The following is a 22,340-nucleotide window of genomic DNA, read 5'->3' on the forward strand; positions in this document are numbered from 1 at the left end:
TGCTAAAAGTCCCTTATAATAATGACTTATGGCCCATAGGAGTGGCACTTGTTAAACCTAAGACATAATTTAGTTATTGGAATATTTTTTGCACTTTGCATTGGTGCTATTGTGCTGAGCAGTATGCCTGTTTATGAGTTCGAACCAGTAGAAGATACAGAAGAGGCGAGTACAAAGATTATTGAAAGCTACTTCAATTCTGCTGATTATTATCTTATTGGTAAGGATGCAGACAACTTTCACTTATACTCTTCCGAGCTTATTCATAATCAAACTAAGAATGAATTGATTCTCACTTCACCTAACGGGGTTTTCTTTTCTGATGATGGAGATCCAATGTATTACTCTGGAGGAAGTGGGTTTTACGATATTGATGAGGGAAAATTATTTTTAAAAGAAAATGTAATTCTTCGTTCACGCAAGATGACAATTAATTCAGATGAATTTAACTACGACGATAAATTGAAAACAGTTCTCTCTAGAGGAAATGTTTTTTCGAAGACAACAAATTACGATGATATGTTTGAGCTAGTAATTGAAAGCGAAGCCTTGAGATATTTTCATCTCGCAAGAAAAGCTCAATATAGTGGAAATGTAAGAGGAAAAATGAATAGGTTTCGCAAATATGAAGCCCCATTTTATTTCAATTCAGATCGCCTTACACTCTTGATGGATGACAAAAAAGCCGAAATGGATGGAAATGTTGCTATACAAAAACAGGGGCTTAGGGCCAATTCTAGGCGAGGAGAAGTATTTCTCGAGAACTATAATAAAAAACTCAAGTATTTTGCATTATTTGACGATGTGATTGTTAAGGAAAAGGTGGCGCCAGAAAATACTCCACCTTTTGAGCGTAGGGCCTACAGTGAAAGATTAGAAGGTTTTACTTCAGAAGGAATGGTTGTGTTACTTGGGTCTCCAAAAGTATATCAGAAGAAAGATGTACTTAAGGGGAATGTTATCATCCTTAGAGAAAACAACGAGACTATCGAAGTTGATGATGCAAATACAAACTTTAAACTGAGGTAATTGTGAGCGAAGCTCTAGCATGTTTAAAAGCAGAAAATTTGCAAAAAATATATGGTGGTAGAACAGTTGTTAAAGACGTAAGTCTTGAGGTTACTCAAGGTGAAGTCGTGGGCCTTCTTGGTCCAAACGGTGCAGGAAAGACTACTTCATTTTATATGATCGTTGGTCTTGTGAAAGCAGATAGAGGATCAATTACTTTATCAGGTGTCGACTTAACGGAAGATCCAATTCACAAGCGTGCACTTAAAGGTGTTGGTTATCTTCCACAGGAAGCTTCAGTCTTTAGAGATTTAAGTGTGGAAGCAAATATATTCGCTGTATTGGAAAATAGATTACTTCCAAAGGCGAAGAAGAAAAACTTACTTGAATCACTGATTAGTGATTTTGGTTTAGGACACATCAGAGAATCAAAAGGGTCTGCCCTTTCTGGTGGAGAGAGAAGAAGAGTGGAGATCGCTCGTGCTCTTGCCCTTGAACCTAAGTTTGTTTTACTTGATGAACCATTTGCAGGTGTTGACCCTCTAGCTGTTTCTGATATCCAAAGTGTTATCACTGGACTAAAGAGAAGAAATATCGGCGTACTTATCACAGACCATAATGTTAGAGAGACTTTAGGAATTGTTGATCGAGCATATATTATGAGTAGTGGTGAACTCCTTGTGAGCGGGAAGCCTGAGGAAATTGTAAATAATGAAAGAGCACGGAAGTTCTATTTAGGTGAAGAATTTAAAATGTAATTTAGAAATTAATTTCTAGATTAAACCTTTATAAGAAAACTTAGGTGTTTAGTTATGGCAATAAAACTCTCGCAGAGTCTTAAGCAAACTCAAAACTTAATGATGACCCCGCAACTTCAGCAGGCCATTAAGCTTTTGACTTTAAATCATCTTGAAATGACAGATATGATTTCAGCAGAACTTGTAGAGAACCCAGTTCTTGAAGAGATCAGTGGAAGTGATAGGAAAACTCAAGAGGATTATAGGCTTGAATCTCTTGAATCTCAAAACAGAGAATCGAGTAGTTCAGACTTTCAAGAAGACTCATTTGTTGCTTCAAAAGATGAGAGTATTGACTGGCAACAGTATGCTGATAGCTTTAATTCAACTACATATCAACAACCAAATATGGCCGCTCCTGATTTAAGCGAAGATGGTCCAAATTACGAAAATATGGTTTCAAAAGGGATGACTCTTGCTGAGCATCTTGAATGGCAACTTCGTATGGAAGATCTTGAAGCAATTGAATTAGAGTGTGCACTTCAAATCATCAATAATATTAATGACGATGGATATCTTGCAACTCCATTCGACGAGATTATTGAAGAGATTGATATTTCACGTGAAGAGGCTTTAGAGGTTTTAGAGATTGTTCAAAGACTTGATCCGGTAGGATGTGGTTCTGAAAATTTAACAGAGTGTCTTCTTGCACAAGCTCGTATCGCTGAAGAAAGGTCACCACTACTTGAAAAAATAATTCGTAATCACTTAGTTGATTTAAAAAATAGAGATTTCAAAAAAATTGAAAAAGAGATTGGAGTATCTGAGGAACAAATTGTAGAGACAGCAAAACTTCTTCATAACTTTCATCCAAAACCAGGACGACTTGTTGCGCCTGCTGAAACACATTATGTGACACCAGATGTTTATGTTGTTGAAATCGGTGGAGAGTTTGTTGTTCAGGTAAATGATGATGGCGTTCCAAGACTTAGAATTTCAAAACTATATCAAGATATGCTTAACCAGGCTGAGAGCTTTAATAATAAGGAAGCAAAAGAGTTTGTTTCTGAGAAATTAAAGTCAGCTCTATGGTTAATTAAATCTATTCAAAATAGACAAAAGACTATTGAAAGAGTTGCAAAAGCAATTGTTAGACGTCAGCAACAATTTTTTAAGAAGGGGCCTAAGTGCCTTAAACCTATGGTATTGAAAGATATTGCTAATGAGATTGGAATGCACGAGTCAACTGTTTCAAGAGTTACCTCAAATAAATACATGCACACGCCGATTGGTATGTTCGAATTGAAATACTTCTTTAGTTCTGCGATTGGTGGAAATAACGGTGGGACAGAGGTTGTGGGTGAAGTTTTAAAACTTAAGATAAAAGAGCTAGTTGAAAACGAAAACCCTAAGAAACCTTTAAGTGACCAAAAAATTGCCGAGGTTTTGAGTCGAGATGACGTCGAAGTTGCAAGAAGGACAGTTGCTAAGTATAGAGAAATGCTTGGGATTTTGTCATCAGCTAAACGTAAAATAAAATAATACAACTTTACTTAATTGGGGGATAAGAAAGTACGATAAGGAATACATACACAACAACTTTACACACAAATTTGGAGTCGGACGTTTATGAAAGTTACAATCACATTTAGACACTTAGAGCATACACCTTCACTTGATGAAAGAATTCATGAGAAATCTGAAAGACTTTCAAAATACCTTGGAGGTAAATCACATATTAAATGGAGTTGTTCAGTAAAAGAAGGTGTTCACTACGCTGAAGTAGAACTTAGTGGACCAAACTATAGCTACCATGCAACAGGATCAAGTGAAAACTTATACAAGTCATTTGATATTGTTGTCGCAAAAATTGAAAGACAATTACAAAAGAGAAAAGATAAAATTACTTCCAAAAAATCACGTCCAGGACATAAGGATTTACAGATTATGGATCCAGAAGCTGCATGGCTTGATTATGATGAAGATAATTTCGGAAATATTGCCTAATTAAATCCAAGTTTGAAAAATGGCCCTGAATAGGGCCATTTTTTTTAACTCCTAGTACACAAAATTTAAAAGATATTTTAATTATTTGTTTATTATCTCAACAACTTTAAGATCGTGAAATATATACATTTTCTCCAAATGTCGTTATGATTGCATTGAGGAGTAAGTATGAGTGAAAAAGGTAGAATATTATATAGTAGTGATGGCTCGGGAGTTAATCTTGTTGAGAAAAATAAAACTCCGGCTTCGTATGCTGATGTAGTTCCAAGTCAAACAATTTTAAAACTTAGAATAGAAAAGAATGGAAGAGGTGGAAAGTCAGTCACAGTTATTTATAACTTACCAAATAATCCTCCTTTCTTTAAAGAGCTCACAAAGAAATTAAAGAATCATTGTGGAACTGGTGGAAGTTTTAAAGATAGCACTATTGAGATTCAGGGCGATCAGATGAATAAGATAAGAGAGTACTTAAAAGGACTTTCGTATCAAGTTAAGGGGTAAAAATGGGAACTGGGCATCATCATGGTCATGGCCATCATCATCACCATCATGGAGGAAGTGGTAATATCCTTATTGCTTTCTTCTTAAATGCATCATTTGCTGTTGTTGAGTTCATTGGTGGTTATCTTACAAACTCTGTAGCAATTTATTCAGATGCTATTCACGACCTTGGAGATAGTCTTGCTCTTTTGTTTGCATATTTCTCAGAGAAGATGGGAAATAAGGCTCCTGATGAAAATTATACTTATGGGTATAAACGATTTTCTGTAATCTCTGCTTTAATCAATGGTGTTATTCTTCTTACAGGATCACTTTTTGTAATCATGGAGTCGATTGAAAGAATCTCAAATCCACAACCAGTGCATCCTGAAGGAATGCTAGGTTTAGCACTTCTTGGAATTACCATTAATGGAGTAGCCGCTTTTAGACTATCTAAGGATGATGGTCTCAATCAAAGGATGGTAATGCTTCATCTTATGGAAGACATTCTTGGCTGGATTGCTGTACTTGTCGTGAGTATCGTACTTCTATTTAAACCATGGTTTATTCTTGACTCAATTCTTTCGATTGTAATTTCTATAGTCATCTTAAGGGGAGTTTATAAGAATTTAATTGGGGTTGGGGAGATTCTTCTTCAAAAGTTTCCGAAGCACCTCGATCTTGAAAAGATATATTCTTTAATAAGGAAAATTGATTGTGTTAACGATGTACATGGAATACAAGGATTTTCAGTTGATGAATCAAATATTTCTCTAAGTTTTCATGTTTCAGTTTCCGGGGATTTAAAAATGCTTGAAGTTGATAAAATTAAAAAAAAGATCAAGCATATTCTCGTAAAGAACCAAATTAAATTCTCTTCGATTGAATTTGAAAGTGATGGGTATGACTGTTCAGAGAATGATGATGAACATCACGATCACAAACATGATCATGAACACTGATTTGTGGTCACTATTTGCATCTAGTTTTCTTGCTGCTACTTTTCTTCCATTTTCCTCGGAAGTGCATCTTGCATATATGGCGAAGTCAATCAATTGGCAGTTGGTTTTGGTAGTTGCTACTTTAGGTAACACACTCGGTGGAATGACAAACTACTTCTTGGGCTACTATTCAAAGATTGAGTGGGCCAATAAGTATCTTAGGATAAAGAAAGAGGAAGTTGAAAAAGCTCAAAAGATGGTCCACCGTTATGGACTTATACTTTCTTTCTTTTGTTTCCTTCCAATTGTTGGTGATCCTATTGCTTTCGTCCTCGGATTAAATAAGGAAAAAACGCTTGGCGTAGTATTATTAATGGCATTAGGTAAGCTTCTTCGCTATGGTGTAATTCTTATTATGTTTTTTTCGTTTAATTGATTCTTTAATTTCTAAATTAATAGTGCTAGAAATTAATAATGGAAAAATTAATCGCAATTCTATCTCTAACATTTTCTTTATCAACTCTTGCAAGCCCGGAGAATATTTTCTGTGCTTATGAATCTGCTATGAAATATAAAGATCTCGTTGAGTTCCCAGAATTAGCGCGTGACAAGTATAAGCATTGTACGATTTCGTGCATAGTTGGAGTTGAGTGTGGTGTCACTTCGAGTGCGATCTTAGGAATGGCAAAAGAGATAGCTGATATTTTTGGTGCAGGCACACCTGAATGGGAAGATCTCTTGGCCGATATTGTTGGATTAAGAATTTCTAGTCGAGCTGATGTTTACGATTTTGTAACATGCTCTAATGTATGTGAAATTTACTATTAAAAATTAGTCGTCGGAAGAATACAATTAAAAACAACTTTGTAAGCCTGCTTTCTCTCATCTTTTGTTAGATACTTACTAACTGTTCTCCAGATATTTAATTTGTCTTTCATCGGAAGGTGGCAAACACCAACTCCAGAGTTAATATAGCAACCAGGATGAAAATCGAGGGTGAAGTCAGTTATATAGTCACATGTCTTTTTCTTTGTTTCTTTTTGGCAATTTCCACGTACTTCACATTCGTCGATCAATCCTTTTTGAAGGCAAACCATGACACTATAAATCCACTGGATTCCTTTTTCTGTAAAATAATTCTTCTTAATATTTTCTAGGTAAGTCGAGCAGGTCGGGAAGGCAAGGCCTGTGAAGTAGTTTACTCCTACTTCTGAGCAGCCATACTTCTTTTCCATGCAATTGTAGAAACCACATTGTGTGTAAGGAAGACAAACTTCATCGTCTTTTGTTTTTAAAGATAAGTGATCACTATTTTCGATTAAGCAGTTCTCATCTTCACATTCTCCAAGCGAGGCTTGAAGTCCAGGGAGATATTCAAAAAGGACTTCTTCTTGGAGTCGATGCTTCACTTGCGCTTCAAAATCAGAGTTTGAATTTGCAAAAAGAAAGTTAACAAGAAGAAGTAGTTTAATCATTTTCTACCTATAGCTCCTCAAGGAAATTTTGTTTGTATATTACATTAATGAGAATTGGATCAAAGCCATTGCGGATAAGATCTCTCGCAAGTTCTTTCACATCTCCATAATCTTTATTCTTGTTAATATTCCAGAGTGTTTCAAAGGCAGTTTCAGCGCTTTCGTTATCGTATGCAAGATCGATGAGGTCCCATAAAAATCCAGTTACACGCCATTCGTTGCGAGGTCCTGCACAAACATCGGCCGGTATATATTCGATTGTTATCGGAGCTCTTCTCGGAACTAGGTATTCAAATTTAGCGTTGATATCTGTGATATCAATTGAAAGCCATGCTGAGAAGAAGCTTGCCCATCCTTCAGAAAGTGCAAGGGCTCCAGAGTAGCACTGGTCAATCTTATGGCTTCCTCCTCCGAAAGCTCCAATATTTCCTTGATCATAAATTGCGTGTCCAAGTTCGTGACCAACTACATCCCAGTGATCACCTCTTGAAACGTTAACAGTATTCCAGTTATAGTAATCACCATCGGCCGGAAATCTAAAATTAACTTTTGATGTCCAAGAGTTGATAATACCTGCTCGAGACATTTTATTAACGGCCTTCATTGCGATATCGTAAATTGCGATAACTTGTCCCGTTGGTTCGCTAGCATTGAAAATCCAGTAATTTGTTTTTCCACACTCAACTTCACCGTGAATTTCATAAGTTTGAATATTCTTAATTTTGAAGTATCTATTATCGAGTCTTGATGTTGCAATGCCTTCAGCGCAGTTTGTTTCAAGATCAAGGTTTTCGAGAATTTCAATAGTTCCATTTTCTCGGATAAGCTTGATTAAGACCAAAGTCTCAGCCTGTGAATTAATTGTTATAAGATTTGATGATGGGTTAAGAACATGATCAAGTATTTCTAATTCTGAATACTTTGGATTAGTAAGATCAGTTTCAGGCTCCATTGCAAAAGTGTTAATACATGCAATTAACGTCAAAATTTTTAAAAATGACTTCATATTCCCTCAGTGTTTTTTGTTGTGCTTTGTGTGGCATCGATTTAAACGTATAAGTAGTACATATGGCAATGATTTTTAGTTAAATTGTGATAATAAGTAAGACATGATTAGATTAATAGCCGCACTGATAATAGCATTTCAAACACTTGCAATCTCTTACGGAGAATGCGTTGCGATACCAAGTTCTAAAGTTTATATCAATCCTGATTTTACCCAACCATTTCCAAAAACGATTTCATTTGCTTGTAAGTATGAGTGCCAGGCGGATACTCTTGAGGTGATTAATGCAACATCGACTATCAAGGTCAATAATTTCGACGAAGAAGCAAGGAATCTTGTCTGCCAAGGAGTGATTGTTAAGAAGAGTAAATGGGGTTATGAGATGGACTCAGTAGAACCCTTCTTTATTTACGCGACGAGACTCTCAGAGATTAAAGACTTTGGTCATGGTAGAGAGATACCTGTTGATATTGATGCTTCAGCTTCGCTTAGAGAAAAACTCAATACAGACTTTAAACTAATTTCAAGTGCCTACATCACGGCGGGAAAAAATTCTCCAGAATTTCTCGAGGCAGGACTTCTTCTTGAATCAATGATTGATAATCTTCCATTGCTAGACGAGTATTTAAGCAAGTTTAGCGCCGCTGATTATAAGGTTCCACCGGGCCTTTCAAGTGAAGGGCTACTTTATAATGTACTAATTTCTAGTGCATTTTGGCGTATTTAACGCTAGTATCTTGGCATTAAACACTTAAAGGAAAATCAATGTTAAACGTCTCTAATTTATCAAAAAATCAGAGTGGAGAAACTCTCTATTCATCTTGTTCATTCCAAATTAATCCAGGCGAAAAAGTTGGACTTGTTGGGCCAAATGGCTCTGGAAAGACAACTCTTTTTAGAATGATTATTGGTGAAGAAAAACCAGATGAAGGGCAAATCAGTTTCCCAGACAAGTTACGTTGGGCCTACTTCTCTCAGAAGGTTGGAGAGATGAAAGGTAAGACAGCTCTTCAAGAAGTTATTGAAGGTGATGCTAAAATTAAAGAGCTTCAAGAAAAGCTTCGCGAGTTTGAAGAGAAGCTGGCCGACATGGCAAATATGACAGACGATGAGATGAATGATGTTCTTATGAAAATGGGTGACGTTCAATCTGAGTTTGAAAAGCGCGGTGGTTACGATCTTGAATCTCGTGCAGAAGAAATTCTAACAGGTCTTGGGATCATGCCAGAAGATCATCATAAGAAAGTAGAAGACTTCTCTGGTGGTTGGAAGATGAGAATCGCGCTTGCGAAGGTTCTGGTTATAAACCCTGAAATGATCATCATGGATGAGCCTACCAACTACCTTGATATGGAAACAATTCTTTGGCTTGAAAATTGGCTGAAAAATTATAAGGGCGCAATTTTCATGACGACCCACGATCGTGACTTCATGAATAATGTTTGTAAAAAAATTATTGAAATCTCTCATGGGAAGATGACGACATATTCTGGAAATTATGACTGGTATCTTCAAGAAAGAGAAACTCGTCTTGTACAATTAAAAGCGCAAGCGCAAAGACAAGCTGATATGCTTGCTAAAGAAGAAGAATTCATCGCGAAATTTAAAGCAAGAGCATCTCACGCAGCTCAGGTTCAGTCTCGTGTAAAGAAGCTTGATAAGATAGATCGTATTGAAGTTCCTACTGAAGAAGAAACAATTAACTTCCAGTTCCCAACTCCTCCAAGAGGTGGTGATGACGTTATCATGCTTGAAGATCTTGCTAAGGCATGGACAAACTCTAAAGGTGAGAATATTCCTGTTTTCTCTGGACTTAAGGCAACAGTAAAAAGGCTTGATAAGATCGCTGTCGTTGGTGTTAACGGAGCAGGGAAGTCGACTCTTTTAAAGTGTATTACTCAACATACTGAACCAACTTCTGGACAAGTGAAGGTAGGGCCGAGTATCAAGATTGGTTACTTTAGTCAGTACTCTCTTGATGTTCTTGAACCTGAAAATAGTGTTTTTGATGAAGTTCGAAAAGGACTTGGAGAGGCGAGTGATGGATACGTTAGAAATCTTCTTGCAGCTTTCCTTTTCAGAGGTAATGACGTTGATAAGAAAGTTAAGTATCTTTCAGGTGGAGAGAAATCTCGTCTTGTAATGGCCGTGCTACTTTCTCAAAATAATAATTGTCTTATACTTGATGAGCCTACCAACCACCTTGATATCAAATCTCGTGAGGTTCTTCTTGAAGCTCTTAAGGCATACGAAGGAACAATTCTTTTCGTATCCCACGATAGACACTTTTTAACAGAACTATCTGCCAAGGTATTTGAAGTTGACCATGGTCAAGTTCTTATCTATCCAGGAAACTACAAATATTACTGCGATAAGAAAGCGGGTTTAATTAATTAAAGGTTGTACTATGGCGAATCTAAGAGGAATCACATCGAAGCAAGCTTTCAATATTCTAGATAGTGGAATAAGAAATAATGAGGTTCTTAAAGGGCCTCCTCTCTCGTTTGTAATCCTTGATAATGGTGGGCATGTTAAACTGGCACATTCTCAGGATGGTTGCTCAATCGCCCGCTACGAAATAGCCCTTGGGAAAGCATATGCGGCTCTTGCGATGGGGTTTAATTCTCGTGAATTTTACAACTATGTTAAGCAAGGAATTCTACCCGAACTATTTGGTACTGCGATTAATGGAAGTCTAAATGGTAAGTTTATTCCTCAGCCTGGAGGAGTATTAATTAAGGATGGTGATGAGATTATCGGGGCAATCGGAATTTCAGGAGCATCTTCGGACTATGATGAAGATATTGCCATCAAAGCGATTGCCGATATTAATCTACAGTAGTTTTTCTATATTGTTTATTAGCCCTTTATCTAGCGGCACAGTTGATGAAGGGTACTTTTTTATAAGTCTTCCTTCCTTATCAAATAAAACCTTTTCAAAATTCCATTTAACTTCTTCACGAGTTTGGCTTTTGATGAATTCATAAATTTTATTTTTGTTCGCACCTGAGACAACTTGCTTCTCAGTAATTGGAAAAGTTGCTCCGTAGTTGCGCTGACAAAAATTGGCGACTTCCGTATTACCTTCTGGTGTTTGTCCTCCAAAGTCGTTTGAAGGGATACCTAAGACGACAAGTCCCTTTGATTTATACTTTTGATAGAGTTTTTCAATATCATCAAGCTGTCCAGTATAGCCACAACGTGTCGCGATATTTACAACGAGAAGTGGCTTTCCTTTAAATGAGGAAAACTTAATTTCTTCACCTTTGTATGTGTTGATATTGAAATCATAGAGAGAGTTCGCAAATGTTGAGAGAGTCGCAAAAATTACTAAAAATAGTTTAATCATAAATTCTCCTTTTGTTGATGGTAACCAATTTTTGGCAAAAGGTCTCCTAGACATTTGTGCGCTGGGTAGTTAAATACGACTTTTTTACTCGTATTATTATGACATGGAACAATACATTAACTCTCTTGAACTACAATATCTGATTTTATTCTCTGTCTTACTTCTTCTTCCAAAGATTTTACTAAGATTTAATATTCCGGTGGGGATATCTTCTCTTTTTCTTGGAGTAATTACGGCCTTGACTATAGGTTGGTTTAAAGATGATCAAATGATTCTAATGCTTTCTCGCCTTGGGATTACATCATTATTCTTGTTTGCCGGGATGGAAATTGAGGTTGAGGAACTGAGAAGGGATGCACCTGCTTTAAGCAAGAGTATTGCAAAGGCGGTTGTTGTCACAATTGTTTCGGCCATTTTCTTTTCGTGGTCCATGGGATTACATTTTAGACCAGCTATCATTTTAGCTCTTGCGATATTAACTCCATCAACTGGTTTTATTTTAAATTCTCTTAGAAATTATGGTTTCACAGAGGATCAGCAATACTGGATTAGATCAAAAGCGATCGCTAAAGAAATTGCTGCGATTGTAATGCTATTTGTTGCTCTTCAATCAGAGTCGCTAGAGCAGTTTATTTTCTCTAAAGGGATTTTGATTTTCCTTGTGTTATTTCTGCCATTTCTATTTAAATTCTTTTTTAAAGTTATTGCGCCTTACGCTCCAGACTCGGAAGTTGGCTTTCTGATTCTTGTGGCCCTGATTTGTGGAGTTATCACTAAGAATATTGGAACATACTATCTTGTTGGAGCCTTTATTGTAGGTGTCATTGCTGGACAGTTTAAACATTTTAATAATAGCCATAAGGCCGATGACATCCTAGAGCATTTGAGAATGTTCTTTTCATTCTTCATCCCATTTTATTTTTATTCGACAGGACTAACAATTACCTCAGATCTATTCTCAATAAAGGGATTAGCGCTTGGACTTGGACTTCTGATTGTGTTTATTCCTATTAGAATCCTTACAGTGTTTTCAAGTATAAAATTCTTTATTAAAGATAATTGGCAGGATCGTTATCCAATTGCAACAGCGTTGCTTCCAAATTTAATTTTTGGACTAGTACTGGCTTCAATTTTAAGAGAGAGATTTCAAATTGATGTTTATATTATTTCTGGTCTGATTGTTTATACGATACTTTCAAGTATTATTCCTGCGATTGTCTTTAAGAAGACACCTCCGGAGTCTTTTGTTTAGGATCATCAATGGAAATTAATTCACGTTTTGTAGAAGATTCTGACTTTGTTACTGAGCTAGAACTTTGCCAGCTACGTCTAATGAAAGATGGTGATCTCGATTGGTTTATGATGATTCCCAAAGTTCCTGGTGCTAAAGAATGGATTGATCTAAGCGTAGATCAGCAAATTCAATTAACAAAAGAGATTGATCTCGTTAGTCGTAAATTGAAGTCTGTTAATTCTGGTAAAATAAATATTGGTAGTCTTGGTAACGTGGTTAGTGACTTACATATACATGTTTTGTCGAGAGAAGAAGGGGATAGAGCTTGGCCAGGACCTATTTGGGGAACAAAGGCATTAAAACCGTATTCCCCAGATAGACTAGTATTTTGGAAAAAAGAATTTAATTCTTAGTGGTGATGTCCACCTTCTCCGTGTGCGTGACCATGAGCAATTTCTTCATCAGTTGCCGCACGTGATTCAGTAATTTCTACATCAAAGAAAAGTTTCTTTCCTGCAAGTGGGTGGTTACCATCAAGAGTAATACTTTCACCTTCGATTTTTACAACAGTAAATGGAGGCATTGCTGGGTTGTTGTTAACTCTAAATTGGTCTCCAACATTTAGTTCAGCTTCTGGTGGAAACTGAGCTCTTTCAACAGTAATAACCATATCTTCTCTTACTTCACCGTAAGCATCAGCAGCAGCTACTTCAACATTCTTCTTATCACCAACATTCATTACAACTAGTTCTTGCTCTAGTCCTGGGATAATCATTCCGCTACCTTCTAGGAAAAGAAGTGGAGATGCACCTTCAGATGAATCAATTGTTGTACCTTGATCATCTTTAAGAGTGTAATGAAATCCAATAACTTTTTGTGTCATAAAATATCCTTTTTTTGTTTTTGATAACTACTTTTATCGGCCCTAGCACTTACTGGCAATCTTAGCTTGCCTCACAGGTGCTTTTTCATTATATTGCCATAATAATTTTTTCAATCATATAAAGGATATTTCATGTCTGATGCTCTAAGTACTGAAATTTATAAATATATAACGCGACTTGAGAAGTCCGTTACTGATTGCGTTGATGTAATTAAAAAGATCCCTGATCACAATATGGAAGCCTTGATGGAGATTCAAAGAAATTTAGAGTCTCTGAAAGAAGAAAGTAAGTCATGTAATGACGATGATCTTCCAGCAATCATTCAACAGATGCACCTACAAAATCAACTGGCCGAAAGATTTTCGACTCACGTAAGCCTTCCCGATGCCGAGTCTCCATTCTTTGGTCATATGAGAATTGAGCAAGAAGGTAAAACGAAAGATATTTATCTTGGACATATATCGTTTTCGCATCGTCTTGCGAAGTTTAAAATCATCGACTGGAAAAAGGCTCCAATTGCGAGAGTGTTTTATCAATTTGCTGAAGAAGATGATTTTGAATTAGATCTTGAAGAGAGAACAATTGAAGGAACGATACTTGAAAAGTCTATCCTTACAATTAGAAATGGTGAACTACTTCGTGTTGATAGAGGTGGTGAGTCTTATGTGAAAAGAGATGGTAAGTGGACTGGAATGCACGAAGAAGTTGCTGTCCTTGCAGGTGGAGAAGGGAAGGCTAATGGAGAGCTCGCTTTTGGTATGGGAAATACCAACTTTGATTCTCCTGAAGTAATCTCGCTTCTTGATAAAATTCAGTATGACATTGTTCATGGTGATGCAAAGAAACCTCTTCTTATTACAGGGGGAGCTGGTAGTGGTAAGACAACTGTAGCTCTTTATCGAATCGCAAAACTTTGTGAAAAGGGTGTTCTGAATCCTAATGATGCCCTTGTTCTTGTTCCAAACGCAGGTCTGATTAATCTTTCTAAGACACTTCTTTATAATATTGGCCTGGAAAGAGTACATGTAAAAACAACTGAAGAACTTTTAAAGGAAGTTGTAACAACGACAATTAAGGGAATGCCACGCAAGATTAATGATAACACTCCACTTGGAGTATCAACAATCAAGAGGCATCCATATACTTTAGATATGCTTGCTGAATATGTTGAGCAACAGAAAAATCAGGCTCTTTCTGTTCTTGAGAAAATGGAGAATAAAGATAAGATCTTTAATTTCATTTCTTCTAATAAGCACTTATCAATTATCCCATTATTTAAACTGATTCATGAACAGTCTTTCATTACTTCTTTGGAAAGAATGCAAATTAAAGAGCAGTTAAGAAAACTTAGAAATTACCAAGAAGATATTTTTAATCTTTTCACTAATTTCTCTTTAATGGAAAAGTTAAGAGACAACTCAAATGGTTTCATTACAAATAGAATGCTTGAAGAGTTAAAGTTTCATATGTCTTCTACTTATAATGAGTTCGACTCAGACAAGGATCATCAATCAACTGAAGCGACTATGGATAGAAGTGGTATGTTTGATTTTGAAGACTACCCATTACTAATCAAACTTGTTGAATTAAAAAATGGGACAATCCACATTAATAATCACAAGATCAAAATGTATAAACACATCTTCCTTGATGAGGCGCAAGAGCTTTCAGCAAGTGAGTTAGAACTTCTGTCTCATACACTTATGAAGGATGGAAACTACACAGTGGCAGGAGATGCGATTCAACAAATTGATCCATCGATGGTTTTCACTTCTTGGGATCTTGTTCTTAAGAGTTTAGGAATTAGTGACTTTAAAGCAAGTGAGCTTAATGTTTCTTACCGCTCTCCAAAGCAGATTGTAGAGTTTGCTCACACGGTACTTGGTCCTCTTGCTCCAGGTCAGATGCCAGATACAAAGAGAAACGGTGGACCAGTTATTAAAACTCAAGTTCAACACCTTGCTCATGCATCGATGGTTCTATCTGATGCTCTTGTTGATCTTACAAAGAGAGAGCCACGTGCGACGATTGCCATCATTTGTAATAAAGAAGAAACGGCAGAGCAGTTTTACAACGAACTTGCAGATATTGGTGGTGTGAACCTTGTGCTAGATCAAGGGTTTAACTTTAAGCCTGGTATTGATATCACAACTGTTGACCAGATCCGTGGTCTTGAGTTTGATTACGTTATTCTTCCAGATACAGATAGAGTGAATTACCCAGAAAATAATAGGGCCAGAAAGAGACTTCACCTTGCTGCAACAAGAGCAATTCACCAGTTATGGGTTCTCTTCCCGCTAGATCGTACAATTCTATTCTAAAAAATTTCTATAATTTGATACTCGAGCTCTCCTTTGGGAGACTCGACTTCAAAAAATTCTCCTTCTTCTAATGTCATTGCGCCTTCAGCGATCGGTGACTTTAGTGAAAGAACATGTACTTCCACATTATCAATATCTAATGTATATCCTGAGTAGGTTGGAGAAATGAAATAGAGTGCCTCATTGTCTTCGTGACCAATTTTAGCAATTGCTCCCACTTCTACCTTGTCTGATGCTTTAGGCGTATACGCATCAATATAGGCAATATCTGATTTTAACTCTTCAACTCTCTTGCCCTGTGCTTGTACGAGGTAGCCAACTTCTGTGCGTCGAGTATCGTACTTGCCTTCGGGTTTCATATCATCTTGAGACATGAGATCACGTGAGTGCTCAAGGGCCTCGGTTGCCAGCTCGAGCTCATGTTGAAGTTTTTTATGAATTTCTTGTTTTATCAAAGTCTTATTTATCATGAATTTACTTTACCATAATCGAACTTAGATGTAAGATACAAGTATACCCCATGGGGGTATTTTGAAAGGAAGTATTTATGTCAGAAAATAAAAAAATGAAGTTTATTGTTAGCGGAATTAAGTGTGGGGGTTGTGTTTCAAAAATTGAAAATAATCTTTCGGACTATCACCCAGTTGTGGATAAGGAAGTTGGTGAGGTCATTGTAGAGTTGGCCACTGAGACAAGACCAATTGAAGTAAAGAAGAAGCTTGAAGAATTAGGATTTGGAGTTCAAAGCTTTTCTAAGGCTGAGTAATGAGCTTTCAGATAAATCAGAAAGTTAAAGGCATGACCTGTGCAGGTTGTGCTTCAACTATTGAGAGGGAGGCATCCAAAGTCGCTGGAGTACTATCATGTGAGGTTAACTTTGCGACTGAATCGGTTGCGATATCAACAGAGACAGAAGCGGATTTTCATAAGCTTCAGAAAAAAATTAAAGAGATTGGGTATGAGATTGTAGATACTTTAAAAGAAGAAAAAGATGATAAGACTTTGATGAAGTTTTTTATCTCAATCACTCTGAGTATTTTAATTTTCTTATTTGCTATGGGGCCACTTATGCATGTGGTGTCTAGAGAAGTGAATTGGTATATTCAATTTGCTTTAACCCTTCCTGTTTGGGCATGGATCGGGCTTCCATACCTCAAAGCCGTATGGGTACTTTTAAAAACTCTTCGTTCAAATATGAATACTCTGATAGGGGTTGCTACAACTGCTGCCTTTACTTATAGTTCATTCATTACATTCTTTAATCAAAAATCAATTCAGATTGGATTAACTCAGACGGTCTATTTTGAAGCTATCGGTTTTATTGTGAGCTTCGTTCTTCTTGGTCAATACTTTGAACACAAGGCGAAGAAAAAAGCGAAAGAGGCGCTTGATTCACTTCTAAACTTAACAAGTAAAGAGGCTACAGTTCTTGTTGATGGTGTTGAAGTTCTTAAGAAAATGGATGAAATTGTCGTTGGGGATATTCTTCGTGTTCGACCAGGTGAGAAACTTTCTGTCGATGGGAAAATTATTAAAGGACAATCGAGTATTGATGAGTCAATGCTAACTGGAGAGTCGGTTCCTGTTCTCAAAAAGATTGATGACAATGTTTTTGGTGGGACGATCAATGGAGAAAGTGTCATTGAGTATGTCGCAACAAAAGTTGGAAAAGATACCATGGTTGCACACATTATCGATTTTGTTGAAAGTGCACAATTAAATAAACCACAAATTCAGAAGCTTGCTGACCAAGTAAGTGCTGTTTTTACTCCTGTCGTAATTGTAATAGCAGTCATAACTTTCATACTATGGTTTATGCTTGGACCAACTCCTGTTTGGGGTAATGCCATTTCTAATTTTATCGCAGTTCTTGTTATTGCATGTCCATGTGCTCTAGGGCTTGCGACTCCTACCGCAGTTGTTGTAGCCACCGGGAAAGCCTCCTTGGCGGGAGTACTTGTAGGTGGGGGAAGTGTTATTGAAAAGGCAAACTCTATCAATGCTGTTGCTTTTGATAAGACAGGAACTATTACACATGGAAAGCCTATCGTTTTAAGTATGGAGTACTTTGGTGATAACGAACAAGATTTCCTTGTCGCGGTCAGCTCAATTGAAAATTACTCCGAACACCCACTTGCTAAGTCAATTGTAAACTACGCAAAGGAGTTGGGGGTACAACTTGATGATCCGGATTCATTTGAAATTGTTGCTGGAGGGGGAGTAAGAGCTGATTATATCGGAAAAGAATATCTTCTTGGTAGTCATAACTTTCTTGAGTCAGAAGGTGTGGAGTTTGAACATCAGTTTGACGATCATCTTTTAGGAACATATGTCTATGTTTCCGTTGAAAAGAAGTGTATTGCCCGTTTTGTCATTGGAGATAAAGTTAAGCAATCGGCTAAAGAGCTAATTTCAAAGCTACATGAACTTGGGATTAAGACATATCTTATCACTGGGGATAATGAGAGGATAGCAGCTGAAGTCGCTAGAGAAGTTGGAATCGATGATTTCTATGCCAATGTGAAGCCATTAGAAAAAGCAGATTATATTCAAAAGATTCAAAAAGATTATAAGGTTGCAATGATAGGAGATGGAGTAAATGATGCTCCGGCCCTGGCTAAGGCTGATCTCTCTCTCGCGATGGGAACAGGGGCAGATGTGGCAATTAACGCTAGTGATGTCACTATCTCGACAGGTGATATTGCTAAAATTTACGATCTATTCATTCTTGCTCGAGGGAGCATGAAAATTATGAAGCAGAACCTTGGGCTTTCTTTTGTTTATAATACGGCACTTATTCCTCTTGCTGCTGGGATCTTGTATCCTTTTGGTGGACCACTGATGCCTCCAATCCTCGCAAGTATCGCCATGGCAATGAGTAGTATCTCTGTTGTTTTAAATAGCTTACGTATAAGGAATTTAATATGAATCACCATGCGGATCACCGAAAATTAGTCAATAGAGTAAAGCGAATAGAGGGGCAGGTTCGTGGTATTTCTTCAATGATTGAGGAGCAGAAGTACTGTATCGACATTTTGACACAAATTAAGGCTTCACGAAGTGCATTAAAGTCTTTAGAGTTAGAGGTATTAGAAAATCATGTCGGCCATTGCATGATGAAGGCCTCAAGATCAAATGATGAAAAAGAGATTGAGGAAAAAATTAAAGAGGTAATGGACCTATTAAAGAGGTCCTCTAAGTCATAAGAAAAAAGATGAATAGACTAAACTTCAATCATTTTTATTATTTCTACGTTGTTGGTAAGCTAGGCTCAATCAAGGAAGCTTCTAACAAGCTCCATGTTTCTCAACCAACGATCAGCGATCAGTTAAAACTTCTCGAAGAATACTTTGATACAAAACTTTTTGATAGGAAAAGTAGGTCGCTAACTTTAACTTCCCATGGTGAAGTTGCGATGAAATATGCCCAAAAAATTTTTAATTTAGAAAAAGAATTAACAAGTCAGTTAAAAGATCAAATCACACTACCAAAGACTTCTGTTGATATTGGTATTACTCAGTATATGTCCCATTATTTTCTTCATGAGATGATTTTTCCTCTTCTTGGAAATGAGAATGTGGCCATAAATATGAAAGAAGGTGAGAGACGTTATCTTCTTTCAGATCTCGATGAAGGTCGAGTTGATATTCTCTTCACTGACTCCAAAGAGGGGATCGGGGAAAATTTCACTGCATATCGAATCGGTGTTAATAAAACTTTTGTTGTCGCCCATAAGAAATTTAAAAAATTTAAAAATGATTTCCCAAATAACTTAACTGAGATTCCATTTTTTAACTACACAGAAGATTCGCCGCTTAGACATGAGATTGAGCTATTCTTTATGAGAAATGCACTTAATCCACGTATCATTGGTGAAGCCAATGATATAGATATGCTAGAACTTGTGACCAAGAGTGGAAATGCATTTACAATCGTACCTGAAGTCTCGAAGAAACGTTTTGAGCTCAATGAAGATGTAATCACACTTGGAGAGATCAAGGAATTACAAACTGAGGTTTATGCCGTTGTTAGATCAAACTACAAAGGCGAGGGTCTTAAAATCATTCAAAAAGATAAGGTTTAAGAAACTAAAATTGAGTATCTTATTTTTAAAGCACTATAGCTGATTGTACTAAAAGTAAGCACCGCGCTTAGGGTCCACACTAAAGAGCTCACAAGATAAACATCTGAACCCAAAATTAAAAACAAACTTACGAAGTATCCAGAAAGACCTAAACCATAGAGGCCTTTTGTTTTTGTGATTTCTTTAAGTTCTGAAATTGTTAATAGAGCACTCGCAAATATCGTTCCTGAGCCAATGAAAATCGCTGAACAAATAGCCGTGCATATGATGTGGCCAAAGTGGCGATGAAAGAAGTGAAACAGATCGTAGTTATTGGTTAAGCTGAAGTTAAATTGTGGGCAAAATAGTAGGGTTACTAGCCCGATAAAAGTTTGGATCGATATTAGCTTTAGAATAATAGTGCTGTGACTTGGATTAAGGTCTCTATGAACAAAATTAAGTACGGTATCATTAACTTCATTAGAAGAACTTTCTGATGTCATAAAAAGTTTAAAATCATCATTAATTTTCTTAGTCATCTTATACCTTCTTACCCTTTAGTGCGGCAATCGCCCTCGAAGCAATCTTTCGAACATTGGATGTCGAGAGATTAAGTTTTTGAGCAATCTCTTCATAATCGTGATCAGAGAAGTATCTCATCTCTATAATTGCTTTTTCACGATCAGAGAGTGACTCAAGATCAATCTCTACTTCCTTTTCCACGTTCTTACATACCAGCTCATTCTCAAAAAAATCAACGGTAGAAATCTTTTTCTTCTTTAAGTAATCAAGGACAGTCGTTCTTGTAATAGTAAAAATCCATTGAGCGAAAAGATACTGATCACTATATTGACTTCTCGTGCGATGAAGCTTCATAAAAATGTCTTGAAAAACTTCTTCTCTCATATCTTGATTAAAAACCTTTCTATTTAAATAAGAAGAGATTTTTGTCTTATAGCGAGAGTAGAGTATTTCAAAGGCTTCATACTCACCAGCTGCGTAGAGATTCATTAACTTTTCATCATTTAAATTTCTAATCTCTTCCATCAGTCCTCAGAGAGTATTACGAGTCAATTTGTGGTTTTGTGACAACTTTCTAAATTATGCAAAATTACCTGTTATATGACTAGGTAAATATGCTAACTAATTGAAATTTCGAGATATGGAATATGTATATTTTTCAACAAAACTCTGAGCGAAATCAATTTATGCTATTGGAATTGTATGAAAAAACTATTAGCTATTTTAATACTTTGTCAGTCCATGTGCTTTGCTGAAATCTTTGGTGTTGATGATCGTTTAGAGGCCTTTGAAGAGATGCCATCTGTGCTTCGTCAAAATCTTCGCTCATCTGTCGCACTCGTCCCCAAAAATCGTTTGAGTATAACGGATAATGGTGTTTCTATTCTATCTAATAGCTTAGCGGAGACATTGAGAATGTGCGAAAACTCTCGATTTAGTAATCAGCCATTACTTGCAAACTGTTCTGGAAGTTTGGTTGGTAATGATACTGTTTTGACCGCAGCACATTGTCTTCCTGACGATAAACAAGAAAGTTGTGATGAGTATTACTATGTTTTTGATTATGAAGTAGGGGGGGATGGTAAAGTCAAAACTTTGAAAAAAGAGAATATTTTCGAATGCCAGAAAATCATTCACCATGATTTTGATACCTTCTTTTCTAAAACAGGACTAGATCTTGCGCTTGTTAAGCTTAAAAGAGCTGTGAGTGATCGAACTCCTTATAAAGTAAACTTTAGTGAAATTTCAAATGGGGATGAAATATTTATGATAGGATATCCTTTAGGAGCTCCTAAAAAAGTATCTCATGGGGCAACTGTTAAAGACAGTCCTTTTAAAAATAGCTTTAGTAGTGATCTGGATACCTTTAGTGTGAATTCTGGCTCCCCAATATTTGATAGGAATACTGGTGATCTTATAGGTGTTCTTGTTCGTGGCACTGGTGCTAATCTTAGATCTGTAGGACAGTGTAATGACTGGAGCTATGCTGAGGAAAGTGGGTTTGCAGATGGTAATAATCTGCTATCAATAAAGGAGATACTAGAAGGGATTAATGATTAAGTGGTTACTTATTCTATTTTCACTTTCAGTGTTTGCGCGAGAAAAAATTACTCTTGGCACTTTTAATATTCCAGAGTTTGTCACTTCAAAAGATAGCGGAGCATTTGTTGACCTTGTGAGAGAAATCGGAAATCGCTTAGATCTTGACATTGAAATTGTACTTCGCCCTCCAAGAAGGACATTGTCATCATTTGCCTCTGAACAGTTAGATGGGTACTTTCCTGCTCTTGATGGGTTCAATCAAAATTTAAAAACGAGCGACACAACTCCATTCTATTACAAAAAAGACTTCTTCTTCTCATATGAAGAAGTTAAAAACCTTAAGGGTAAGACTGTATGTCTTACTGCTGGTTATCCTTATGAAAAATCACTATTGGAGAATAAGGAACTTAATCTTATCTACACTCATTCAGATCAAACATGCCTACAGATGCTAATAAAGAAGCGAGCTGACTTCTTTGTCTGTGAACTACACTCTGGGGTCGCAGCGTTGAGAGATAGTGGGATAAGAGAGATACATATTTTCCCACAGGCCATTTCAAAACTTGATGTCTTCTTTTCATTTCAGGATAGTATTAAAGGCAGAAGACTTTCAAAGCTATTTAGTGCTGAGATTAACAGAATGAGAAAAGACAAGAAACTTTCAAATTTCTTTGAAAAATCAACTAAATACGTCTCTGAGTATGTCAAATTTGGCTATGATCCGACCATAAAGTAGTAAATATTATTTAATCTTATCGACTTGTCACAATT

The 22,340-nt window shown here is 36.6% G+C and carries 27 protein-coding genes; 20 read left to right on the top strand and 7 right to left on the bottom strand.

Annotation, left to right across the window (positions count from 1 at the left end; translation table 11 throughout):
• Nucleotides 1-48 precede the first annotated feature (48 nt).
• The 8 genes from M900_RS09130 (at nt 49) to M900_RS09165 (ending at nt 6,001) form a co-directional block, all read left to right on the top strand.
• A complete protein-coding gene (locus M900_RS09130; protein ID WP_021274524.1) occupies nt 49-1,029 on the top strand; it encodes an LptA/OstA family protein in 981 nt (326 codons plus the stop codon).
• Between the two features lie 2 nt (nt 1,030-1,031).
• The gene (gene lptB / locus M900_RS09135) at nt 1,032-1,766 is read left to right on the top strand and encodes an LPS export ABC transporter ATP-binding protein (protein ID WP_021274394.1); all 735 of its coding nucleotides are present in this window, start codon (nt 1,032-1,034) and stop codon (nt 1,764-1,766) included.
• Nucleotides 1,767-1,820: 54 nt separating this feature from the next.
• Nucleotides 1,821-3,287 (top strand): RNA polymerase factor sigma-54, encoded by a 1,467-nt coding sequence (rpoN, locus tag M900_RS09140; RefSeq protein ID WP_021274670.1) that lies wholly within the window; start codon nt 1,821-1,823, stop codon nt 3,285-3,287.
• Between the two features lie 87 nt (nt 3,288-3,374).
• On the top strand, nt 3,375-3,752 hold the full coding sequence (hpf, locus tag M900_RS09145; RefSeq protein ID WP_021274550.1) for a ribosome hibernation-promoting factor, HPF/YfiA family: 378 nt from the start codon (nt 3,375-3,377) through the stop codon (nt 3,750-3,752).
• A 168-nt stretch (nt 3,753-3,920) separates the two neighbouring features.
• Nucleotides 3,921-4,253: a translation initiation factor gene (locus M900_RS09150; protein ID WP_021274327.1), complete on the top strand. Its 333-nt coding sequence runs from the start codon at nt 3,921-3,923 to the stop codon at nt 4,251-4,253.
• Nucleotides 4,254-4,255: 2 nt separating this feature from the next.
• Nucleotides 4,256-5,194, top strand: a complete 939-nt coding sequence (locus tag M900_RS09155) for a cation diffusion facilitator family transporter (protein WP_021274660.1) — start codon at nt 4,256-4,258, stop codon at nt 5,192-5,194.
• Nucleotides 5,184-5,609 (top strand): YqaA family protein, encoded by a 426-nt coding sequence (locus tag M900_RS09160; protein ID WP_052600797.1) that lies wholly within the window; start codon nt 5,184-5,186, stop codon nt 5,607-5,609. The genes M900_RS09155 and M900_RS09160 overlap by 11 nt, the downstream gene beginning before the upstream one ends.
• A gap of 38 nt (nt 5,610-5,647) precedes the next feature.
• Complete coding sequence (locus M900_RS09165; RefSeq protein ID WP_021274425.1) at nt 5,648-6,001, top strand: hypothetical protein; 354 nt, start codon at nt 5,648-5,650, stop codon at nt 5,999-6,001.
• Here M900_RS09165 and M900_RS09170 read toward each other — a convergent pair.
• Both M900_RS09170 and M900_RS09175 read right to left on the bottom strand, forming a co-directional pair.
• Nucleotides 5,998-6,648, bottom strand: coding sequence for a hypothetical protein (locus tag M900_RS09170; protein ID WP_021274742.1), 651 nt, complete (start codon nt 6,646-6,648; stop codon nt 5,998-6,000). The two genes, M900_RS09165 and M900_RS09170, sit on opposite strands and share 4 nt — an antisense overlap.
• A gap of 7 nt (nt 6,649-6,655) precedes the next feature.
• Complete coding sequence (locus M900_RS09175; protein WP_021274306.1) at nt 6,656-7,654, bottom strand: hypothetical protein; 999 nt, start codon at nt 7,652-7,654, stop codon at nt 6,656-6,658.
• Between the two features lie 103 nt (nt 7,655-7,757).
• Here M900_RS09175 and M900_RS09180 point away from each other — a divergent pair, with 103 nt between their 5' ends.
• From M900_RS09180 to M900_RS09190, 3 genes are read left to right on the top strand one after another with little or no spacing between them, the layout of a single operon-like run.
• Nucleotides 7,758-8,381, top strand: coding sequence for a hypothetical protein (locus M900_RS09180; protein ID WP_021274393.1), 624 nt, complete (start codon nt 7,758-7,760; stop codon nt 8,379-8,381).
• Nucleotides 8,382-8,419: 38 nt separating this feature from the next.
• Nucleotides 8,420-10,051, top strand: a complete 1,632-nt coding sequence (locus tag M900_RS09185; RefSeq protein ID WP_021274784.1) for an ABC-F family ATP-binding cassette domain-containing protein — start codon at nt 8,420-8,422, stop codon at nt 10,049-10,051.
• A gap of 10 nt (nt 10,052-10,061) precedes the next feature.
• Nucleotides 10,062-10,496 (top strand): heme-binding protein, encoded by a 435-nt coding sequence (locus tag M900_RS09190; protein WP_021274565.1) that lies wholly within the window; start codon nt 10,062-10,064, stop codon nt 10,494-10,496.
• Here the strand turns inward: M900_RS09190 and M900_RS09195 are convergent.
• Nucleotides 10,488-11,003: a glutathione peroxidase gene (locus M900_RS09195; RefSeq protein ID WP_021274776.1), complete on the bottom strand. Its 516-nt coding sequence runs from the start codon at nt 11,001-11,003 to the stop codon at nt 10,488-10,490. The genes M900_RS09190 and M900_RS09195 overlap by 9 nt on opposite strands.
• Before the next feature lie 103 nt (nt 11,004-11,106).
• On the opposite strand from M900_RS09195, the gene M900_RS09200 reads away from it, so the two are divergent.
• Nucleotides 11,107-12,255, top strand: coding sequence for a cation:proton antiporter (locus tag M900_RS09200; RefSeq protein WP_021274324.1), 1,149 nt, complete (start codon nt 11,107-11,109; stop codon nt 12,253-12,255).
• An 8-nt stretch (nt 12,256-12,263) separates the two neighbouring features.
• The gene (locus M900_RS09205; protein WP_021274711.1) at nt 12,264-12,650 is read left to right on the top strand and encodes an HIT domain-containing protein; all 387 of its coding nucleotides are present in this window, start codon (nt 12,264-12,266) and stop codon (nt 12,648-12,650) included.
• Here M900_RS09205 and M900_RS09210 read toward each other — a convergent pair.
• Nucleotides 12,647-13,120: a peptidylprolyl isomerase gene (locus M900_RS09210; protein WP_021274674.1), complete on the bottom strand. Its 474-nt coding sequence runs from the start codon at nt 13,118-13,120 to the stop codon at nt 12,647-12,649. The two genes, M900_RS09205 and M900_RS09210, sit on opposite strands and share 4 nt — an antisense overlap.
• Before the next feature lie 132 nt (nt 13,121-13,252).
• Here M900_RS09210 and M900_RS09215 point away from each other — a divergent pair, with 132 nt between their 5' ends.
• Nucleotides 13,253-15,442, top strand: coding sequence for a UvrD-helicase domain-containing protein (locus tag M900_RS09215; protein WP_021274514.1), 2,190 nt, complete (start codon nt 13,253-13,255; stop codon nt 15,440-15,442).
• Here M900_RS09215 and M900_RS09220 read toward each other — a convergent pair.
• Nucleotides 15,439-15,912, bottom strand: coding sequence for a GreA/GreB family elongation factor (locus M900_RS09220; RefSeq protein ID WP_021274560.1), 474 nt, complete (start codon nt 15,910-15,912; stop codon nt 15,439-15,441). The two genes, M900_RS09215 and M900_RS09220, sit on opposite strands and share 4 nt — an antisense overlap.
• A gap of 77 nt (nt 15,913-15,989) precedes the next feature.
• Here M900_RS09220 and M900_RS09225 point away from each other — a divergent pair, with 77 nt between their 5' ends.
• Genes M900_RS09225 through M900_RS09240 form a run of 4 tightly spaced genes read left to right on the top strand, consistent with a single transcriptional unit; the run spans nt 15,990 to nt 19,526 of the window.
• Complete coding sequence (locus tag M900_RS09225) at nt 15,990-16,208, top strand: heavy-metal-associated domain-containing protein (protein ID WP_021274634.1); 219 nt, start codon at nt 15,990-15,992, stop codon at nt 16,206-16,208.
• Nucleotides 16,208-18,370, top strand: coding sequence for a cation-translocating P-type ATPase (locus tag M900_RS09230; protein ID WP_021274625.1), 2,163 nt, complete (start codon nt 16,208-16,210; stop codon nt 18,368-18,370). The genes M900_RS09225 and M900_RS09230 overlap by 1 nt, the downstream gene beginning before the upstream one ends.
• Nucleotides 18,367-18,648, top strand: coding sequence for a metal-sensitive transcriptional regulator (locus tag M900_RS09235; protein ID WP_021274500.1), 282 nt, complete (start codon nt 18,367-18,369; stop codon nt 18,646-18,648). Before M900_RS09230 ends, M900_RS09235 begins: the two co-directional genes overlap by 4 nt.
• A gap of 8 nt (nt 18,649-18,656) precedes the next feature.
• Nucleotides 18,657-19,526 carry a LysR family transcriptional regulator gene (locus tag M900_RS09240; RefSeq protein WP_021274387.1) on the top strand — a complete coding sequence of 290 codons (870 nt, stop codon included), beginning with the start codon at nt 18,657-18,659 and terminating at the stop codon, nt 19,524-19,526.
• Here M900_RS09240 and M900_RS09245 read toward each other — a convergent pair.
• Together M900_RS09245 and M900_RS09250 are read right to left on the bottom strand one after the other, a co-directional pair.
• Nucleotides 19,523-20,044 (bottom strand): hypothetical protein, encoded by a 522-nt coding sequence (locus M900_RS09245; protein WP_021274751.1) that lies wholly within the window; start codon nt 20,042-20,044, stop codon nt 19,523-19,525. The genes M900_RS09240 and M900_RS09245 overlap by 4 nt on opposite strands.
• Before the next feature lies 1 nt (nt 20,045).
• Nucleotides 20,046-20,552 (bottom strand): RNA polymerase sigma factor, encoded by a 507-nt coding sequence (locus tag M900_RS09250; protein WP_021274481.1) that lies wholly within the window; start codon nt 20,550-20,552, stop codon nt 20,046-20,048.
• Nucleotides 20,553-20,729: 177 nt separating this feature from the next.
• Here M900_RS09250 and M900_RS09255 point away from each other — a divergent pair, with 177 nt between their 5' ends.
• Both M900_RS09255 and M900_RS09260 read left to right on the top strand, forming a co-directional pair.
• Complete coding sequence (locus tag M900_RS09255) at nt 20,730-21,587, top strand: serine protease (protein WP_021274617.1); 858 nt, start codon at nt 20,730-20,732, stop codon at nt 21,585-21,587.
• Nucleotides 21,580-22,305, top strand: coding sequence for an ABC transporter substrate-binding protein (locus M900_RS09260; RefSeq protein ID WP_021274379.1), 726 nt, complete (start codon nt 21,580-21,582; stop codon nt 22,303-22,305). Before M900_RS09255 ends, M900_RS09260 begins: the two co-directional genes overlap by 8 nt.
• Nucleotides 22,306-22,340 lie beyond the last annotated feature (35 nt).

This window comes from Bacteriovorax sp. Seq25_V (assembly GCF_000447795.1).
In the GTDB taxonomy this organism is placed as follows: domain Bacteria; phylum Bdellovibrionota; class Bacteriovoracia; order Bacteriovoracales; family Bacteriovoracaceae; genus Halobacteriovorax_A.

Bases quoted from the DNA above. Each gene is read 5' to 3' on its own strand.
- M900_RS09150 (WP_021274327.1), top strand. From the start codon at position 3,921: ATGAGTGAAAAAGGTAGAATATTATATAGTAGTGATGGCTCGGGAGTT.
- M900_RS09215 (WP_021274514.1), top strand. From the start codon at position 13,253: ATGTCTGATGCTCTAAGTACTGAAATTTATAAATATATAACGCGACTT.
- M900_RS09235 (WP_021274500.1), top strand. From the start codon at position 18,367: ATGAATCACCATGCGGATCACCGAAAATTAGTCAATAGAGTAAAGCGA.
- M900_RS09245 (WP_021274751.1), bottom strand. From the start codon at position 20,044: ATGACTAAGAAAATTAATGATGATTTTAAACTTTTTATGACATCAGAA.
- M900_RS09195 (WP_021274776.1), bottom strand. From the start codon at position 11,003: ATGATTAAACTATTTTTAGTAATTTTTGCGACTCTCTCAACATTTGCG.
- M900_RS09260 (WP_021274379.1), top strand. From the start codon at position 21,580: ATGATTAAGTGGTTACTTATTCTATTTTCACTTTCAGTGTTTGCGCGA.
- M900_RS09175 (WP_021274306.1), bottom strand. From the start codon at position 7,654: ATGAAGTCATTTTTAAAAATTTTGACGTTAATTGCATGTATTAACACT.
- M900_RS09250 (WP_021274481.1), bottom strand. From the start codon at position 20,552: ATGGAAGAGATTAGAAATTTAAATGATGAAAAGTTAATGAATCTCTAC.
- M900_RS09155 (WP_021274660.1), top strand. From the start codon at position 4,256: ATGGGAACTGGGCATCATCATGGTCATGGCCATCATCATCACCATCAT.
- M900_RS09230 (WP_021274625.1), top strand. From the start codon at position 16,208: ATGAGCTTTCAGATAAATCAGAAAGTTAAAGGCATGACCTGTGCAGGT.
- M900_RS09180 (WP_021274393.1), top strand. From the start codon at position 7,758: ATGATTAGATTAATAGCCGCACTGATAATAGCATTTCAAACACTTGCA.
- M900_RS09170 (WP_021274742.1), bottom strand. From the start codon at position 6,648: ATGATTAAACTACTTCTTCTTGTTAACTTTCTTTTTGCAAATTCAAAC.
- M900_RS09185 (WP_021274784.1), top strand. From the start codon at position 8,420: ATGTTAAACGTCTCTAATTTATCAAAAAATCAGAGTGGAGAAACTCTC.
- rpoN (WP_021274670.1), top strand. From the start codon at position 1,821: ATGGCAATAAAACTCTCGCAGAGTCTTAAGCAAACTCAAAACTTAATG.
- M900_RS09220 (WP_021274560.1), bottom strand. From the start codon at position 15,912: ATGATAAATAAGACTTTGATAAAACAAGAAATTCATAAAAAACTTCAA.
- hpf (WP_021274550.1), top strand. From the start codon at position 3,375: ATGAAAGTTACAATCACATTTAGACACTTAGAGCATACACCTTCACTT.
- M900_RS09190 (WP_021274565.1), top strand. From the start codon at position 10,062: ATGGCGAATCTAAGAGGAATCACATCGAAGCAAGCTTTCAATATTCTA.
- M900_RS09165 (WP_021274425.1), top strand. From the start codon at position 5,648: ATGGAAAAATTAATCGCAATTCTATCTCTAACATTTTCTTTATCAACT.
- M900_RS09160 (WP_052600797.1), top strand. From the start codon at position 5,184: ATGAACACTGATTTGTGGTCACTATTTGCATCTAGTTTTCTTGCTGCT.
- M900_RS09205 (WP_021274711.1), top strand. From the start codon at position 12,264: ATGGAAATTAATTCACGTTTTGTAGAAGATTCTGACTTTGTTACTGAG.
- M900_RS09210 (WP_021274674.1), bottom strand. From the start codon at position 13,120: ATGACACAAAAAGTTATTGGATTTCATTACACTCTTAAAGATGATCAA.
- M900_RS09240 (WP_021274387.1), top strand. From the start codon at position 18,657: ATGAATAGACTAAACTTCAATCATTTTTATTATTTCTACGTTGTTGGT.
- M900_RS09255 (WP_021274617.1), top strand. From the start codon at position 20,730: ATGAAAAAACTATTAGCTATTTTAATACTTTGTCAGTCCATGTGCTTT.
- M900_RS09225 (WP_021274634.1), top strand. From the start codon at position 15,990: ATGTCAGAAAATAAAAAAATGAAGTTTATTGTTAGCGGAATTAAGTGT.
- M900_RS09200 (WP_021274324.1), top strand. From the start codon at position 11,107: ATGGAACAATACATTAACTCTCTTGAACTACAATATCTGATTTTATTC.